General features: G+C 74.3%; 13 protein-coding genes and 2 pseudogenes. 11 read left to right on the top strand and 4 right to left on the bottom strand.

Annotated features, from left to right (window positions below):
• The first annotated feature begins 22 nt into the window (after positions 1-22).
• The 4 genes and pseudogenes from OG440_RS03910 to OG440_RS03895 all read left to right on the top strand — a co-directional run bounded on the left by OG440_RS03910 (position 23) and on the right by OG440_RS03895 (position 4,204).
• On the top strand, positions 23-1,048 hold the full coding sequence (locus OG440_RS03910) for a LacI family DNA-binding transcriptional regulator (RefSeq protein ID WP_406005406.1): 1,026 nt from the start codon (positions 23-25) through the stop codon (positions 1,046-1,048).
• A gap of 172 nt (positions 1,049-1,220) precedes the next feature.
• Positions 1,221-2,529 (top strand): annotated as a pseudogene (locus OG440_RS03905) (alpha/beta fold hydrolase).
• 29 nt (positions 2,530-2,558) lie between these two features.
• Positions 2,559-3,302 carry a PIG-L deacetylase family protein gene (locus tag OG440_RS03900; RefSeq protein ID WP_406005405.1) on the top strand — a complete coding sequence of 248 codons (744 nt, stop codon included), beginning with the start codon at positions 2,559-2,561 and terminating at the stop codon, positions 3,300-3,302.
• Positions 3,303-3,328: 26 nt separating this feature from the next.
• Entirely contained in the window at positions 3,329-4,204 is an 876-nt protein-coding gene (locus OG440_RS03895) for a pentapeptide repeat-containing protein (RefSeq protein WP_406005404.1), read from the top strand.
• Here OG440_RS03895 and OG440_RS03890 read toward each other — a convergent pair.
• Complete coding sequence (locus tag OG440_RS03890) at positions 4,166-5,743, bottom strand: cytochrome P450 (RefSeq protein ID WP_406005403.1); 1,578 nt, start codon at positions 5,741-5,743, stop codon at positions 4,166-4,168. The genes OG440_RS03895 and OG440_RS03890 overlap by 39 nt on opposite strands.
• Before the next feature lie 107 nt (positions 5,744-5,850).
• Between OG440_RS03890 and OG440_RS03885 the strand changes: the two genes are divergently transcribed.
• The 3 genes from OG440_RS03885 to OG440_RS03875 all read left to right on the top strand — a co-directional run bounded on the left by OG440_RS03885 (position 5,851) and on the right by OG440_RS03875 (position 7,941).
• Complete coding sequence (locus OG440_RS03885; RefSeq protein WP_406005402.1) at positions 5,851-6,465, top strand: TetR/AcrR family transcriptional regulator; 615 nt, start codon at positions 5,851-5,853, stop codon at positions 6,463-6,465.
• Between the two features lie 84 nt (positions 6,466-6,549).
• Positions 6,550-7,188, top strand: a complete 639-nt coding sequence (locus OG440_RS03880; protein ID WP_406005401.1) for a hypothetical protein — start codon at positions 6,550-6,552, stop codon at positions 7,186-7,188.
• A gap of 27 nt (positions 7,189-7,215) precedes the next feature.
• Positions 7,216-7,941 carry a DUF2470 domain-containing protein gene (locus OG440_RS03875; RefSeq protein WP_406005400.1) on the top strand — a complete coding sequence of 242 codons (726 nt, stop codon included), beginning with the start codon at positions 7,216-7,218 and terminating at the stop codon, positions 7,939-7,941.
• Here OG440_RS03875 and OG440_RS03870 read toward each other — a convergent pair.
• Together OG440_RS03870 and OG440_RS03865 are read right to left on the bottom strand one after the other, a co-directional pair.
• Complete coding sequence (locus OG440_RS03870) at positions 7,909-9,213, bottom strand: lactonase family protein (protein ID WP_406005399.1); 1,305 nt, start codon at positions 9,211-9,213, stop codon at positions 7,909-7,911. The two genes, OG440_RS03875 and OG440_RS03870, sit on opposite strands and share 33 nt — an antisense overlap.
• A gap of 185 nt (positions 9,214-9,398) precedes the next feature.
• Complete coding sequence (locus OG440_RS03865; RefSeq protein WP_406005398.1) at positions 9,399-10,655, bottom strand: FUSC family protein; 1,257 nt, start codon at positions 10,653-10,655, stop codon at positions 9,399-9,401.
• 181 nt (positions 10,656-10,836) lie between these two features.
• Here OG440_RS03865 and OG440_RS03860 point away from each other — a divergent pair, with 181 nt between their 5' ends.
• Positions 10,837-11,502, top strand: a complete 666-nt coding sequence (locus tag OG440_RS03860) for a TIGR03086 family metal-binding protein (RefSeq protein ID WP_406005397.1) — start codon at positions 10,837-10,839, stop codon at positions 11,500-11,502.
• 158 nt (positions 11,503-11,660) lie between these two features.
• Here OG440_RS03860 and OG440_RS03855 read toward each other — a convergent pair whose 3' ends face one another.
• Positions 11,661-12,260, bottom strand: coding sequence for an HD domain-containing protein (locus OG440_RS03855; RefSeq protein WP_406005396.1), 600 nt, complete (start codon positions 12,258-12,260; stop codon positions 11,661-11,663).
• Between the two features lie 469 nt (positions 12,261-12,729).
• On the opposite strand from OG440_RS03855, the gene OG440_RS03850 reads away from it, so the two are divergent.
• The 3 genes and pseudogenes from OG440_RS03850 to OG440_RS03840 form a co-directional block, all read left to right on the top strand.
• Positions 12,730-14,022, top strand: a complete 1,293-nt coding sequence (locus OG440_RS03850) for an ROK family protein (protein ID WP_406005395.1) — start codon at positions 12,730-12,732, stop codon at positions 14,020-14,022.
• Between the two features lie 270 nt (positions 14,023-14,292).
• Positions 14,293-14,571 (top strand): hypothetical protein, encoded by a 279-nt coding sequence (locus tag OG440_RS03845; protein ID WP_406005394.1) that lies wholly within the window; start codon positions 14,293-14,295, stop codon positions 14,569-14,571.
• A 42-nt stretch (positions 14,572-14,613) separates the two neighbouring features.
• Positions 14,614-14,883, top strand: a pseudogene (locus OG440_RS03840) (hypothetical protein); the annotation flags it as partial.
• Positions 14,884-15,370 lie beyond the last annotated feature (487 nt).

Here is a 15,370-nt window from a genome sequence, read left to right as displayed (position 1 = left end):
TTCACCTGGAGGTCCCCGCCTGATGGCCCAGCCGGTGGGAATCAAGGACGTCGCCCGTGCCGCCGGAGTCTCCGTCGGCACGGTGTCGAACGTGATCAACCGCCCGGACACCGTCGCCACCGAGACCCGGGCGCGCGTGCTGTCGGCGATAGACCGGCTCGGCTACGTCCGCAGCGAGTCGGCCCGCCAGTTGCGCGCGGGACGCAGCCGGATCATGGGGCTGCTCGTCCTCGACATGGGCAACCCCTTCTTCGTGGACGTCGCCCGCGGCGCCGAGCGGGCCGCCCGCGACGCCGGACTCGGCGTGATGGTCTGCAACAGCGCCGAGAGCGTCGGCGAGGAGGCCGAGTACCTGTCGCTCTTCGCCGAGCAGCGGGTCAGGGGTGTGCTGCTCACCCCGGCCGACGCGACCGGCCGCAACATCGCCTCGTTCCGCCGGCACGGCATCCCCTTCGTCCTCGTCGACCGGGTGTCCGAGGGCACCTCCGAGTGCTCGGTCTCCGTGGACGACGTGGCGGGCGGCGCGCTCGCCGTACGGCATCTGGTCGACGCCGGACACCGCTCCATCGCCTATGTCAGCGGCCCGCCCGGTTTCACCCAGGTCCGCGACCGCCGCACGGGGGCCCTGCACGCCCTCGCCGAGGCGGGTCTCGGCCCGGAGTGCCTGCGCGAGCTGCCCACCGAACGGCTCGACGTGGCCGCCGGACGGGACGCCGGCGCCCGGCTGCTCGGCCTGGCCGACCGCCCGACCGCCGTGTTCTGCGCCAACGACCTGCTCGCCCTCGGCGTGCTCCAGGCGATGTACGCGGCCGGGGTGAACGTCCCGGAGGACCTGGCCATCGTCGGCTACGACGACATCGAGTTCGCGGCCGCCGCGGCCGTCCCCCTCACCTCGGTCCGCCAGCCCGCCGTCACCATGGGCGCCCTGGCCGCCGAGATGCTGCTGGAGGAGACCGAGGAGGGAGCGGCACCCGGACGTCACGAACACCGGCGGGTGGTGCTCCAGCCGGAGCTCGTGGTGCGCCGCTCCAGCCTCTCGGCGCGCTGAGCGGTGGTTCAGTAACGTGCTGAGCGCCCGTTCAGTAACGTGCTGAGCGCCCGTTCAGTAACGTGCTGAGCGCCCGTTCAGTAGCTGTTCATGATCCCCCGGGCTCCTGCACCGCCCGGACATGTGCTGAACTGGGACGCGGCCCGTACTCCGATCGTCCCGGGAGCCTCCGTTGTCCGTCAGCTACCGTCAGCCCGGCGTAGTCCTCACCGACCGCCGCTTCACCGTGCCGCTCGACCACGCCGACCCGGACGGGGAGACGATCGGGCTCTACGCCCGCGAGGTGGTCGCGAGCGAGAAGGCGGACCAGGACCTGCCCTGGCTCCTGGCTGCTCTATCTCCAGGGCGGCCCCGGCTTCGGCGCCAACCGGTTCGTCGGCAGGCCCGCCTGGCTCGGCCGCGCGCTGGAGGAGTTCCGCGTCCTCCTCCTCGACCAGCGGGGCACCGGCCACTCCACCCCCGCCAACCGCCAGACCCTCCCGCTGCGCGGCGGCCCGGCCGAACAGGCCGACTACCTGACGCACTTCTGCGCCGACTCCATCGTCCGCGACTGCGAACTGATCCGTCACGAGGTCACCGGCGGCGCCCCCTGGACGGTCCTCGGCCAGAGCTTCGGCGGCTTCTGCACGGTCACGTACCTCTCGACCGCCCCCGAGGGCCTCGCCGCGGCCCTGATCACCGGTGGTCTGCCGAGCCTCGACGCCCACGCCGACGACGTCTACCGCGCCGCCTACCCGCGCATGGAGCGCAAGGCCGCCGCGCACTACGCCCGCTACCCGCAGGACGTCGACCGCGTGCGCCGCATCGCCGACCACCTCCTCCACCACGAGGTCACCCTCCCGAACGGCTACCGCCTCACGGTCGAGGCCTTCCAGACGCTCGGCATCCTCCTCGGCGGCGGCGAGGGCAGCCACCGTCTGCACCACCTCCTCGAAGAGGCCTTCGTCCCCACCCCGCACGGCCCGGCGCTGTCCGACGCCTTCCAGGAGGAGACGCAGGGTCTCCTCTCCTACGCCGGACACCCCCTCTACGCCCTGCTGCACGAGGCGATCTACGGGCAGGACGGCCGCCCCACCGCCTGGGCCGCCGACCGGGTGCGCGCCGAGTTCCCGCAGTTCGACGCGGCCAAGACGCTCACCGGCGACGGCCCGCTGCTGCTCACCGGCGAGACGATCCACCCCTGGATGTTCGACACCGACCCCGCGCTGCGCCCGCTCCGCGAGACCGCCGAACTCCTCGCCGCCCGCACCGACTGGCGGCCCCTGTACGACCCCGCGCGCCTCGCCGCCAACGAGGTCCCGGTCGCGGCGGCGATCTACCACGACGACCTGTACGTCGACACCGCCCACTCCCTGCGCACCGCCGGCGCCATCCGCGGCCTGCGCACCTGGGTCACCGACGAGTTCGAACACGACGGCGTCCGGGCCGGCGGCCCCCGCGTCCTGGACCGGCTGCTCGCCCTCGCCCGTGACGAGGTGTGACCTCCTGGTCACCGACTAGTCTGCGGGGCATGACCGAGCCGACGATCCCCCAGCTCCAGCCCATGCCCGAGGACTGGCGGCGCGCCCTGGCCGTGGTGGCGCACCCGGACGACCTCGAATACGGGTGCTCCGCGGCCGTCGCCGCCTGGACCGACGCCGGCCGCGAGGTCGCCTATGTACTGGCGACCCGGGGCGAGGCGGGCATCGATACCATGGCGCCCGCCGAGTGCGGTCCGCTGCGCGAGCGGGAGCAGCGGGCCAGTGCCGCTGTGGTGGGCGTGTCGAGCGTCGAGTTCCTGGACCACCACGACGGCGTCGTCGAGTACGGCCCCGCCCTGCGCCGCGACATCGCCGCCGCGATCCGCCGGCATCGCCCCGAACTGGTGATCACCCTCAACCACCGCGACACCTGGGGCGGCGTCGCCTGGAACACCCCCGACCACGTCGCGGTCGGTCGCGCCACCCTCGACGCGGCCGGGGACGCGGGCAACCGCTGGATCTTCCCGGAACTCGTCGAGCAGGGCCTGGAGCCGTGGAACGGCGTGCGCTGGGTCGCGGTGGCCGGCTCCGCGACGCCCACCCACGCCGTGGACGCGTCGGTGGGACTGGAGCGGGCGGTGGGCTCGCTGCTCGAACACCGCGCCTACATCGAGGCGCTGACCGACGAGGAGCCGGAAGGCTACGTCCGTGGGTTCCTGACGGGAGCGGCGAACTCGGTGGGCGAACGGTTCGGCGGCAGACCCGCGGTGGCGTTCGAGCTGTTCAACCGCTAGTCCGCCAGGTCAGTAGGCTGGGCGGCATGCAAGACAACACGGTGGACAGCACCGGGGCGGACCGGGCCGGGCCGGACGGAACCGGGGTGGACAGGGCCGGACTGCGCGGCGACTGCCAGAACTGTTTCGGTCTGTGCTGCGTGGCCCTGCCCTTCGCCCGCTCCGCGGACTTCGCGATCGACAAGCCCGCGGGCAAGCCGTGCCTCCACCTCGGTGCGGACCACCGCTGCGGGATCCACGCACGCCTGCGCCAGAGCGGCTTCACCGGCTGCACGGTCTACGACTGTTTCGGCGCCGGGCAGAAGGTCTCCCAGCTCACCTTCGGCGGCCGCGACCGGCATACGGCCGCGCCCGACGAGGCCCGCCGGATGTCCGAGGTGTTCCCGGTCGTCCGGCAGCTCCACGAACTCCTCTGGTATCTCACCGAGGCGCTCGGCCTCCCCGCCGCCCGCCCCCTCCACGGCGATCTGCGCCGGACCCTGGCCAGGACCGAGGAACTCACCCGGCTGTCCCCGGACGAGCTGCTCGCCCTCGACGTCCCGGCGCACCGTCAGGACGTCAACGTGCTGCTGCTGAGGACCAGCGAACTGGCCCGCGCCGGAATCCGCGGGCGCAAGAAGGAGCGGCGGGGCGCCGACCTGATGGGCGCCCGTCTCCGGGGCGCCGACCTGCGGGGCGCGAACCTCCGGGGTGCCTGTCTGATCGCCGCCGACCTGACCGGCGCCGATCTGCGCGGAGCGGATCTGATCGGCGCGGACCTGCGCGACACCGGTCTCGCCGACGCCGACCTGACCGGCGCGTTCTTCCTGACCCAGCCGCAGCTGAACGCGGCCCGGGGCAGCGCGGGCACCCGGCTGCCGGAGTCAGTCACCCGCCCGGTGCACTGGGCAGCGCGGCTCTGAGCCCGGCGCCGGCGCCCCCTCGTCGGACGGGCCGCCGGTCACCGGCGTCCGCCGTTCCAGATGGAGCCGCAGGCCGTCCGGCATCAGCGTCAGCCGTTCGGTGACCCGCAGCCGGTACGCGGGGTCCGGCCGCAGCTCGTAGCGCCGCAGCAGCAGTCCGAGGACCAGCGTGGCCTCGTGCAGCGCGAACTGCCGTCCGATGCACGCCCGCGCGCCGGTGCCGAACGGCTTGAAGGTGTGCGGGGCACGCGCGCGTACGGCGGCCGCGTCGAAGCGGTCCGGGTCGAACCGGTCCGCGTCGGGCCCCCAGGCCTCGGGGTCCCGGTGCAGCATGGCCGTCAGGATCAGCGCCCAGGCGCCCCGCCGCATCGGGTGCTCCCCGCCCAGCACGGTGTCCGTCCGGGCCTCGCGCGCGAACGCGGGCGCCGTCGGCCACAGTCGCAGCGCCTCGTCGAGGACCCGGCGGACGTAACGCAGCTTGGCGACCTGCTCGTACCCGGGTACGGCCGCGTCCCCCCACACCCGGTCCACCTCGGCGCGGGCGCGGGCCGCGACGCGAGGGTTGAGGGACAGGTAGTGCAGGGCGAAGGAGAGCGCGCCCGAGGTGGTCTCGTGGCCGGCGACCAGGAAGGTGACGACCTGACGCCGTACGTTCTGCGCCGACAGCCGTTCGCCCGTCGTGGGGTGGGCGGTGTCGAGCATCCGGTCGAGCAGGTCGCCGTCCCCGCCGCCGCCGTCGCGACGCGCCCGGACCAGGTCGTCGACGGTGCGGTTCAGATAGGCGATGTCGGCCTCGTTGCGGCGCGTGGCCCGTCGCAGCAGGGCGGGGGAGGGCACGGTGTTCAGGCGCTGCGCATAGGTGAGGGTGCCCACCATCGCGGTCACGAAGGGGTGCGGCCGGGCCCGCTCGAAGGACGCGAAATCGTGCCCGAACCCCGTGCGGGCGATCGTCTCCAGGGTCAGTTTGGTCATGTCGCCGGGCACGTCCACCGCCCGGCCGGCGGCCAGCTCGCGGTCCCAGTGGCCGGTGAGCCGCTCCGCCACGTCCAGCATCATCGGGTGGTAGGCCGCCATCGCCTCCCGGCTGAACCCCGGGGCCAGGACGTCGTGCGCCAGCTGCCAGTTCGGCTCGTGGTTGTACGCCGTGAACAGGGCGTCCCCGACGACGGGCCGCAGATTGGCGATGCCCAGCCCCACATGCTTGGCGAACCGCGTCTCGTCCGCCATGTCGGCGGCCAGCGCGGAGCCCCACACGAACACGAACTCGCGGTGGAACGCCTTGCGGCGGAAGATCGGCCCCAGCTGCCCGGCGTACCGCAGGGAGTCCTGGAGGGGGGTGCGCCGGCTCGCACCCAGGATGTCGCCGAGCAGGGGGAGCCGGCGCGGCGGATGCGGTATGCGCTCCAGCTCGGGCCAGCCGAGTTCCGCGCTGCGGAACCCCTTCGGCAGGGCGTCCGCCGCTGCGGTCCCCGTGGTCCCCGTGGCGGCCGGCTCGCCCGCCGTGCCTGCCGTCCCCGTCGTCCCCGTCGTCTCCGCCATGACGCGATCTCCCTTGATGCAGCGGCAGGTTGAGCATGTTGTACGTGGGTTCAATAGCGGGCTCAGTCTGGTGCCGCTGTTGAACCGGCGTCAAGTAAAGTGCGGGCATGGCCGCGAACCAGGGGGAGCGCGCCCGGCGCCGACTCAGCACCGGGGAGCGCAGGGAGCAACTTCTGTCGGTCGGCGCGCGGCTGTTCTCGGAGAGCCCGTACGACGACGTGTGGATCGAGCAGGTCGCCGAGATCGCCGGGGTCTCCCGTGGACTGCTGTACCACTACTTCCCGACCAAGCGGGACTTCTTCGCGGCGGTCGTGGAGCGCGAGAGCGACCGGATGCTGCGCATGACGGCGGCGGTCCCCGGCATCCCGGTCCGCGAACAGCTGGCGTCCGGCCTCGACACCTACCTGACGTACGTGGCCGCCCACGCCCACGGTTACCGGGCCTTCCACCGCGCGGACGCCTCCGGCGACCAGGCCGTGCGCCGGGTCTACCGGCGGGCGCTGGCGGCGCAGGAGCGGCAGATCCTCGCGGCGCTCGGGGCCGATCCGGAGTTCGGCCCGGTCTTCGAGCGGCGCCCCGACGTACGGCTGGCGGTGCGCGGCTGGCTGGCGTTCACGACGGCGGTCTGCCTGGAGTGGCTGCGGGGGTCGGACCTGTCGCGGGAACAGGTGGGGGAGCTGTGCGCGCGGGCGCTGCTGGGGGTCATCTCGTCCTCGGGGTGATCGTCGCGGGGGAGAATGGCACATGACCACCGCGCCCTCGCTCGCGAGCGTCGAAGAAGTGCACGCCCCGGGCAGCTGAACTCGATGCTGAGACGGCTCGGCATGTACGGGGGCGAGGGCGCTCTGTGGGCGACCTTCGCGCACCTGTCGTTCGTCGAGCGCGACACCGACGCCTGGCGGGAGCAGTGGCGGGTCTGGCTCGACCGTTCCCGCAGGAGCACGGGAGTCAAGGGCGTCTTCCGGGACATGTCGCCCGGCCGCCGGGCCGAGGACCACGATCTGGCGTCGGTGTACGCGGAGTTCGCGCGCAGGCGCGGCTGGCTCGAGCCGGACCGGATCCTGCGGACGGCGGACCACACGCGGGTGCGTGAGCGGGCGCGGGCGTGGGCGGCCGAGGACCGCACGTGGTCGGAGGTGACCGCGGAGTTCGGGGAGCCGGCCCTGCTGCTGGGCGGGACGAACCCGTACTACGGCAAGACCCTCGGCTACTTCGGGCCCGATCTCGCGGAGCCCGTGGTGTGGTTCCACCTCCACAACGGCTCCGGGCCGGACGGGGAGTGGCCGCCACGGCGGGCCGAGCCGGTCCTGCTCGCCGTGCGCTACGGCGACGACGGCCCTCTCGACCACACCTCCACCTTCACGCCGGAAGGTCGTCGGCTGCTGCCCGGGCCCGACGGGTGTGGCCACCACGGTTGGCGCGAGGACGGAACTCCTATAGGTTAGGCAAGGCTTACCTAAGGAGGATTCGGGATGGGTGACAGCCAAAGCTGGGCGGCCGTGCCGGCCGCCGCCGAGCGGGCCCGCTCGGTGCTCGCGGCCTCATGGTCCTGCGCGGTGACGGCGGACGGCGGGCGCGAGGAGTTCGTCGGCTCGCACACCGTCGACGCGGACGGCCGGGTGATCCTGCACGTGCCCGAGGACAGCGCCCTGCTCACGGCAGCGATCTGTGCGCCCCGGGGCGAGCCGTCCGCCGTGCTGGAGTTCGCCGACGTGGCGCCCGTTCCCGTACGAGGCCGCATCCGCGCCCGGCTCTGGCTGGCCGGCTGGTTCACGCCCGAGGACGGCCACCTCGCCTTCCACGCCACCCGCGTCGTGCTCAAGGAGCCCACCGGCGCGGTCGTCGTCGACCTCGAGGAGTTCGCCGGCGCCGAGCCCGACCCGCTCGCCACCGCCGAGGCGCACCTGCTCACGCATCTCGCCGACGCCCACCCCGACGCGGTGGAACGGCTCGCCCGGCTCGTCCGGCGGGACAGCCTGCACGGCGCCGTCCGGGTCGCGCCGCTCGCCGTGGACCGGCACGGCCTGACGCTGCGCATCGAGCGCGTCGGCGCCCACGGCGACGTACGCCTGCCCTTCCACGCGCCCGCCGACGACGTGGGCCGGCTCACCGAGCGCATGCACGTCCTGCTCACCCAGGCGGCCGCCGCCTCCTGCCCCCGGGCGCTACAGCGGCAGCGCACAGACGGCGACAGGTGACGCGAACGGCTCGCCCGCGAGCCGCAGCGTGCCGTCGCCGGCGCCCACCCGGAAGACGCTGACCGTGCCGGAGCGCTGGTTGGCGGCGAACAGCAGGCCGCCGTCCGGCGAGAGGGCGATCTGCCGGGGGAAGTCGCCTCCCACCGGCACCGTGCCGAGCAGCCGCAACCGGGCCCCGTCCGCCTCCACCGCGTAGCGGGCGAGGGTGTCGTCCCCGCGGTTGGCGAGGAAGGCGTACGCGCCGTCCGGCGTGACCGCCAGCTGCGCCGGGTAGTTGGTGTCCGCCTTCGCGCCGGTGGACTGCGGCCGCCCGATCGTCAGCCGGCCGCTCGTCGGCTCGTACGCGCAGACCGCGACCGTGTCGTCGGCCTCGTCGGCGAGGTAGGCGTACCGGCCGCCGGGGTGGAAGGTGAGATGGCGCGGACCGGCACCGGCCCGGGTGTGCGCCTGCGCGACCTCCGTGAGCGTCCCCGCCCGCTCGTCCAGGCGGTAGCTGTACACCGTGTCCGTGCCGAAGTCGACGGCGAGGACATGGCCGCCGTCCGGAGCGCTGATGAACTGGTGCGCGCGCGGTCCCTGTTGGCCCGACCGGGGCGCCGGACGGCTGTGTGTCACCCGGTCGGTGCGCTCACCGAGCGCTCCCGACGCGTCGATCGGGTGCACGGCCACGCTGCCCGAGCCGTAGTCGGCGCTCAGCAGCCACCGCCCGCCCGGATGGACCGAGAGATGGCAGGTGTTCGCCCCGCCCGTCGGCCGGCTGCCCAGCACCTTCTCGTCCGACAGCCGTACGGCGGTCACCGCGCCCCGCGTCCCTTCGTCGACCGCGTACAGCGTTCCGCCGTCCGGGTGCACCGCGAGATACGACGGGTCCTGGACACCGGTGATCGTGCCCCGGCCGGTGATCCGCCCCGAGGCGGGGTCGTACGAGGCCACCCCGATGCCCTTCCCGCCGCCCTCGGCGGAGGTGTAGGTGCCGAGGTAGAGGGGGCGGGGGCCGGAAGAACTCCGCGACGGCCCGGGGGCGGCGGACGCGGACGTCGACGGCTGTCCCGGCGCCGCGCCCCGCGCCGAGTCCCGCACCTGGGGGTCCCGGGCCTCGGACGTGCCGCCGTCGGCGTCGCCGCCGCACCCGGCGAGGGCGGGCGCGGCGGACACGGCGGCCGCGCCGCCGAGCAGACCGACGAACCGGCGCCTGCTCCAGGATCCGCCGAGCTCCCGGCCCCGCCCGGGCCGGGGTGACCCCTCGTGCGCCGCTTCCGTCCCACTGCCCATGCCCTCACCTCAGGTCGTCGTACGCCTCCGCCGTGACAGCCCACCTTGACCCGGGCGGGCCGTCGAACGCAAAAGCGGACCCCCGGCTCGTGCGGGGAGCAGGAGGCTGCCCACGCGGCCACCGGCCGCCTCCGTGACGGGCGCCCTCCGTGAGCCCCGGCGCGGGCCCCCGTGACCACGCCGCCCTAGCGAGAACGCCCGCTGATCCCCGTACGGTCCTGCCACAGCCGCTCTTGCACGCCCAGGCGCTCGCGCAGCCGGGTCAGGCGCGGCGTCCGGTCGCGGTCCTTCCCCGACACGCGGTCCAGTTCCTCCAGGAGGCGGCGGGAGCGGTGCTCGGTGTCGAGCTCGTCGATGATGCGGGTGGCCTCGGTCAGCATCGCGCCGTGTAGCTGCCACTGACGGGCGTCGTTCTGGAGCTGCTCCAGCAGCAGCTGGGCGAGTTTGTCGCGGGTGGCAGCGGCCTGCCGCAGCTCGGCGGTGAGCCGCTCCTCGGCGGCGTCCGCGTTGAGACTGACGCTCGTGGTCACCAGCACCGCGAAGCTCACCACCGCGTCGGCGATCTCGGACAGCAGCCGTTCCACCACCTCGCCGGTCCCGGCCGGGAACAGCGGCTCCGGCTCGCGTTCCTTGGCGAGATCGGTGAGTGTCCGGGCGAGCACCCGCAGCACCACCGTGCAGATCTCCACCGTGTCCAGACCGGTGCGCAGCACCACCCGGTGCAGCAGCCCCTCCCGCACGCGGGGGTTGAACCGCAGGCTGTCCTCGGCCTGCCGCAGCGCCGCGTCCACCTCGACGATGTCGTGGTCCAGGCGGCGCGCCTCGTGCAGCCGGGCGGCCGCCTCCTCCACCGGCGTACGGCCCGAGGCCTGCTCGCCGATGCGCAGCATCAGCTGGCGCAGCCGTCGGGCCAGCCCTTCGATCGACTCACCCGCCTCCTCCACCCAGACGGGGGGCGGCAGCAGCAGATTGCAGCCGAGCCCGACGAACGCGCCGATCAGCGTCTCCACCACGCGCGCCCACGCCGTGTCGCCGACGGTGGTCACGCCCAGCACCAGCATGGCGCTGATCGCCACCTCGGGGACGTACTCGTCGACCCGCACCAGATGCCCCACCGCCAGCGAGGACACGATCAGCAGCGCGAGGCTCCACCAGGTCAGACCCACCAGGAGGCTGAAGGCGATGGCCACGAGCACGCCGGCCACCACCGCGTTGACGCGGCGGATCCCGTTGGTGAGTGTCGCGTACAGGGTGACCTGGACGACCAGCAGCGCGGTCAGCGGCGCGGTCAGGGGCAGCGCCTCGGGACTCAGGCGCAGGGCGATGACATAGGCGATCGTCGCCGCGGTGGCGGACCGCAGTGCCTGGACGACGACGGGTTCCCGGTGGCGCTGTACCAATCGCACGAGCGGGGCCGCTCGCTCACGTACTTCTTCTTGCATCGACAGTTCAGTTCCCCTTACCCGGCGGCCTCGAACGTTTCTTCCTCACCTCGCGGCCCGCGGCGGACCATCCGATGCGGCGATCGGCTGTATCGAGGACCGAAACTGTCCGCAAGGAAGCCTGGATTGTTCTCGTCAGCCGGGAAGACGCCGGGGTGTGTGGGACAGCGGGGGAGGCTCCATGGTGGACAAGGCGGCGGGGACCGAGGAGAGCGTCACGACGGGCCGGGCCGACGCGTCGGGCACGCCGGGCACGTCGGGCACGTCGGACACCGAGGTCCTCACGAGGGCGCACGCGTACCTGCGTGAGGTGGTCGCGGCGGTCGGCGACGAGCAGTGGGGCGCGGCGACGCCGTGCGACGGCTGGACGGTGCGCCAGGTGCTGAACCACGCCCGCATCGACCAGCAGGGCTACGGCCTCGCGCTCACCGGCGGGCAGCCCGACAGCGACCCCTTCCACCCGGCCGACGCGCTCGACGGCGACCCGGTGGCCGAGCTGGCGAAGGTGCTGGACGCGGTGGCCGAGGCGTACGCCGCGCTCCCCGCCGACAGCGAGCAGGTGCCGACGCCGCTGGGCCCGCTGCCGCTGCCCCTCGCCGTCGGCGCCGCCGCGATGGACGCGGCCGTGCACGCCTGGGACATCGCCGTGGCCACCGGCCAGGACCGCCCCCTCCCGGCCGAGACGGCCGAAGGGATCGGCCCGACGGCCGAACAGCTCGTCGATCACCTGCGCGACGCGTTCAAGGTCTTCGCCCCGGCGCGGGAGACCCCGGACGCCCACGACCGTTCGGCGACCCTGCTGGCCTTCCTCGGCCGCGACCCCCACTGGTCCCCGCGCACGTCCTGAACGAACGGCCGACCCAACGGCCTCCGTCACCGCGCGCCGTCCACGACGTCACCAGGAGGCGGGGGTGAGGGCAAGGGCGGCGGCGGGGGCGGAGGCTGTCCGCACTCCGCCGAGCAGCTCGGGCATCCGAGCCTCGGCCGGAGGCCGCGGGGCGCGCTTCACCCCTGGACGGGAAACGCCGCCTGCCAGGCCAGCCGCAGGTCCGCGCCCTCACCGACTTCGGTCAGGAACTCGTCCAGGTCCAGGAACTCCTGCCAGACGGGCCGCCCGCCGGCCCGCGACAGTTCGGCCACCACCAGGTCCTCCAGGTCGGTCACCCGCTTGTTCTTCCACACCTTGTCGGCCAGGCTCACCAGCAGATCCTCCAGGGCCACACCCGGCTTCCCCCAGGAGGCGTGCGTCCCGGCGAACCGTGCCGTCTCGGGCCGCACTCCGTGGGTCAGCAGCAGTTCCCGCCCCGCCTCCTCGTGACGGGCCCCGGGACCGGACAGCTCCTCGGGGTGCAACGCCTTGCCGATGTCGTGCGTGGCGGCACCGAACAGCACCGCCTCGCGGTCCACGGCCGACGCCGGGCAGTGCCGTCCGACCCAGTCGACGAGACGCACCGCGACGTCGTGGACGGCCCGGAGATGCGCGACCAGCCGCGGCGGCGCACCGACCTCGGCCAAGAGCGCCGCCACCCCCACGGGCAGCGGGCGCAGCGGCGGGTCCGAGGTCTCGTCCAGGGCGATGGACAGCACGGTCGAGGTGGCGGTCATCGGCCCAGCCTAGTGACGCGTCCCCTGCACCCGCGTGGATCACGCTGAAGCCCCGTACGTCCTCGCGGCCGGGGCCGGTTGACGTCACGGCGGGTCCGACGAGGTGCGGCGGTGGTCGGCCGCCGGAGCCCGCGGGACCGGTGCGGGGACGGTTTTCCGGAGCGCGCCGGGCCGTTCGGGAGGTGTCCGTACCCTGTGCCGGGTGCGTCGGCCGGCGAGGGCGGCACGGGTGCCGGGGCGGAGGGCAACGGGCTGCTCGTGGAGGCCGTAACGCCGAGGTCGTTGACGTGCACGTGGACGACCTCGGCTGACCGGAATATGGTCGCCCCGCAGCTCGTGGCCGCGCCGGACGGGATCGAGTCCGCGGACGTCTCTTAGCTCACATCGTGAACTAAGGGTTGGAGGAATGTCGCGTGCCGCCCGCCACAAGGGTATGTTGCAGGTCGGGCAGGGTGCGAAGGGGAGCGACATGACGGGGCGGAACGGGCGCACGGTACGCGACCTGAGGCGGGCCAACCGTACGGCCGTGCTGCAACGGCTCTACTTCGACGGACCGCTCAGCCGCTTCGAGCTGGGCCCGGTCACCGGCCTGAGCTCCGGCTCGGTCAGCAATGTCGTCGCCGACCTGGTCGCCGACGGGCTGGTCGAGGAGGCCGGCAGCGTCGACTCCGACGGCGGCCGCCCGCGCATCCTGCTGCGCGTCGTCCCCACCAGCGGCCACATGATCGGCGTGGACGTCGGCGAGACCCGGGTGCGGATCGAGCTGTTCGATCTGACGCTCACCGAACTCGCTCGGGTGGAACGGCCGTTGGAACAGCGGCGGTACGAGGTCGACGGGATCGTCGGGCACATCCGGGACGGCGTCGCCGAGGTGCTGGGCGCCGCGGGCCTCGGTCCGGAGCAGCTGCTGGGGGTCGGTATCGGCGTCCCCGGCATCATCGAACACACCCCGGGGCAGGGCGCCGTCGTGCACGGCCAGACGATCGGCTGGGACGCCGTCCCGCTCGAGGCGCTGCTGCGCGAGGGCTCCCTCCTCCCCGAGAGCGTGCCGTACTTCATCGACAACGGCGCCAAGACCCTTGGCCAGGCCGAGATGTGGTTCGGCGGCGGACGGGGTGCGCACAACGCGGTCGTCGTCCTCTTCGGCTCGGGTGTGGGCGCCTGTCTCGTCACGCCCGAGGTGGAGCACGGCCGGGCCGTCGAGTGGGGGCACCTGACCGTACGGGTCCGGGGCCGCCGCTGCCGGTGCGGCGCCCTCGGCTGTCTGGAGGCGTACGCGGGCGCCGAGGCGCTGCTGGAACGCTGGCGGGAGCAGGGGGGCCGGCCGCCGGAGGGCGCGGACGAGGAGAGCGCGCTGACGGCGATGCTCGGCGCCGCCTATCCCCGGGAGAGCGCGGAGGCCGCCGATCCCGTGGCGCTCGAGGTTCTGGAGGAGACGGCCGAGTACCTCGGCGCCGGCCTCTCGGACCTGATCAACCTCTTCCAGCCCGAGCGCATCCTCATCGGGGGCTGGGCCGGACTCCAGCTCGGCGCCCGCTTCCTGCCCGCCGTGCGGCGCCACGCCACCGCGTACGCGTTGCGGCACCCCGCGCAGAAGGTCACCGTCGAGCTCGGGCGGCTCGGCCCCGACGCGGTCACCGTCGGCGCGGCGATCCTCCCGCTCGCCGACTTCTTCGCCCGCGGCGGCCGCCGCCCCGAACCCACCCCCGCCGGCCCGGCCCCCGCCTGGCGCACGGTCCTGGAGGAACGCGCCCCCCGCTGAGAGGTCCCGAGCCCGGGCCGAGCCAGCCCGGGCCGAGCCAGCCCCGGCCGTGCCGGCGCCGAGCCGAGTCCGCGCCCCCCCCGCACGGTCCGCGCCGCCGGGACCTGCCTCCGCACACCTGCCCCGCCCGCAGCAAGCTCCCTCCGCACACCCGGCCGCGCCGCCACGTTTCGCTGATCACCACAGAGGTACTCGCTTCCGCGTCCGGACGATCGCCGCCCGGTCGAGTCGCCCGCGTCCGGCGCGGCGCGACGGTGAAAGGAGGACGTCGTGTCCGCACAGCGCCCCGAAGGCCCCGGCGAGAGCGGCACGCCGATCCCGCGCGATCCGCCGGACCAGCAGGCCGACGGGGGAGAGGATCCCTGGGACGTCGACACGCCCGAGCAGTCCGGCCGTTCCGGCGGGACCGGCGGCTCCGACGGATCGGCGGAGGAAGCCGAAGCGCAGGACGTTCCCGACACCGACGAGTCGGGCACCGGCCGGCAGGGCGCGCCCCGCGCGGGCAGCGGTCAGTCCGACCACCCCGTACCCGAAGAGCCGTCCGCCTGAGGAGCAGCTCTCATGGGCACGGCAGACCGCATCCGCTCATGACCCGTCCACCGTCAGCTCACCGGTAGCGACCGCACCGCCCGGGGAAGCGCCGCGAAATCCGCGCGCACCGAGCGGCTGCGGCCCCGCACCGAGACCGCCGACCGCGTCGTCCCGTCCGTCTGCCCGTGCTGCGCCGTCGGCTGCGGCCGGCAGGTCTACGTGAAGGACGACCGGGTCGTGCAGATCGAGGGCGACCCCGCCTCCCCGGTCAGCCGTGGCCGGCTGTGCCCCAGCATGGGCTCGTGGCTGCTGTCGGCCTACGCGCCGGCGGCGGGGGCGGCCGCCTTCGCCGCGGTGACGGGCCGGCTGCCGCGGCTCGGGGGCGCGGCAACCGGCGTCGCCGCCGTCCTGGGCCCGCCGGTCGCGACCTACACCGCCGTCCTGGCCGCGGACACCGCGGTGCCCGCCTGGCACGGCGTCCACCGGGAGCTGCCCCACCTGTTCGCGGCGTCGGCCACGGCCGCGGCGTCCGGCATGGCCCTGGTGGTGTCCCCGGCCCGCGAGAACACCCCCGCGCGCCGCGCCGCCACCCTGGCCGCGCTCGCCGACGCGGCGGTGTCGAAGGCGGCGGAACGCCGGCTCGGCCTCGTCGCCGAGACCTGGCGAGAGGGGCGCGCGGGCACCCTGCTGCGGGCCGCCCGCGTGCTGACGACGGCGGGCGGGGCGGGGGCGGCGCTGCTGGGCCACCGGCGTGGCGCCGCCGTCACCTGCGGCCTCGCCCTCCTCGCCGGCTCCGTCTGCACCCGCTTCGGGGTGT

It is taken from the genome of Streptomyces sp. NBC_00637 (assembly GCF_045161545.1).
Lineage (GTDB): Bacteria > Actinomycetota > Actinomycetes > Streptomycetales > Streptomycetaceae > Streptomyces.
This window is presented reverse-complemented; position numbering and strand designations above follow the sequence as displayed.

What these genes read in the sequence shown, in the direction of transcription:
- OG440_RS03910 (WP_406005406.1), top strand. Translation starts at nt 23, where the DNA reads ATGGCCCAGCCGGTGGGAATCAAGGACGTCGCCCGTGCCGCCGGAGTC.
- OG440_RS03900 (WP_406005405.1), top strand. Translation starts at nt 2,559, where the DNA reads ATGACCGAGCCGACGATCCCCCAGCTCCAGCCCATGCCCGAGGACTGG.
- OG440_RS03895 (WP_406005404.1), top strand. Translation starts at nt 3,329, where the DNA reads ATGCAAGACAACACGGTGGACAGCACCGGGGCGGACCGGGCCGGGCCG.
- OG440_RS03890 (WP_406005403.1), bottom strand. Translation starts at nt 5,743, where the DNA reads ATGGCGGAGACGACGGGGACGACGGGGACGGCAGGCACGGCGGGCGAG.
- OG440_RS03885 (WP_406005402.1), top strand. Translation starts at nt 5,851, where the DNA reads ATGGCCGCGAACCAGGGGGAGCGCGCCCGGCGCCGACTCAGCACCGGG.
- OG440_RS03880 (WP_406005401.1), top strand. Translation starts at nt 6,550, where the DNA reads ATGCTGAGACGGCTCGGCATGTACGGGGGCGAGGGCGCTCTGTGGGCG.
- OG440_RS03875 (WP_406005400.1), top strand. Translation starts at nt 7,216, where the DNA reads ATGGGTGACAGCCAAAGCTGGGCGGCCGTGCCGGCCGCCGCCGAGCGG.
- OG440_RS03870 (WP_406005399.1), bottom strand. Translation starts at nt 9,213, where the DNA reads ATGGGCAGTGGGACGGAAGCGGCGCACGAGGGGTCACCCCGGCCCGGG.
- OG440_RS03865 (WP_406005398.1), bottom strand. Translation starts at nt 10,655, where the DNA reads ATGCAAGAAGAAGTACGTGAGCGAGCGGCCCCGCTCGTGCGATTGGTA.
- OG440_RS03860 (WP_406005397.1), top strand. Translation starts at nt 10,837, where the DNA reads ATGGTGGACAAGGCGGCGGGGACCGAGGAGAGCGTCACGACGGGCCGG.
- OG440_RS03855 (WP_406005396.1), bottom strand. Translation starts at nt 12,260, where the DNA reads ATGACCGCCACCTCGACCGTGCTGTCCATCGCCCTGGACGAGACCTCG.
- OG440_RS03850 (WP_406005395.1), top strand. Translation starts at nt 12,730, where the DNA reads ATGACGGGGCGGAACGGGCGCACGGTACGCGACCTGAGGCGGGCCAAC.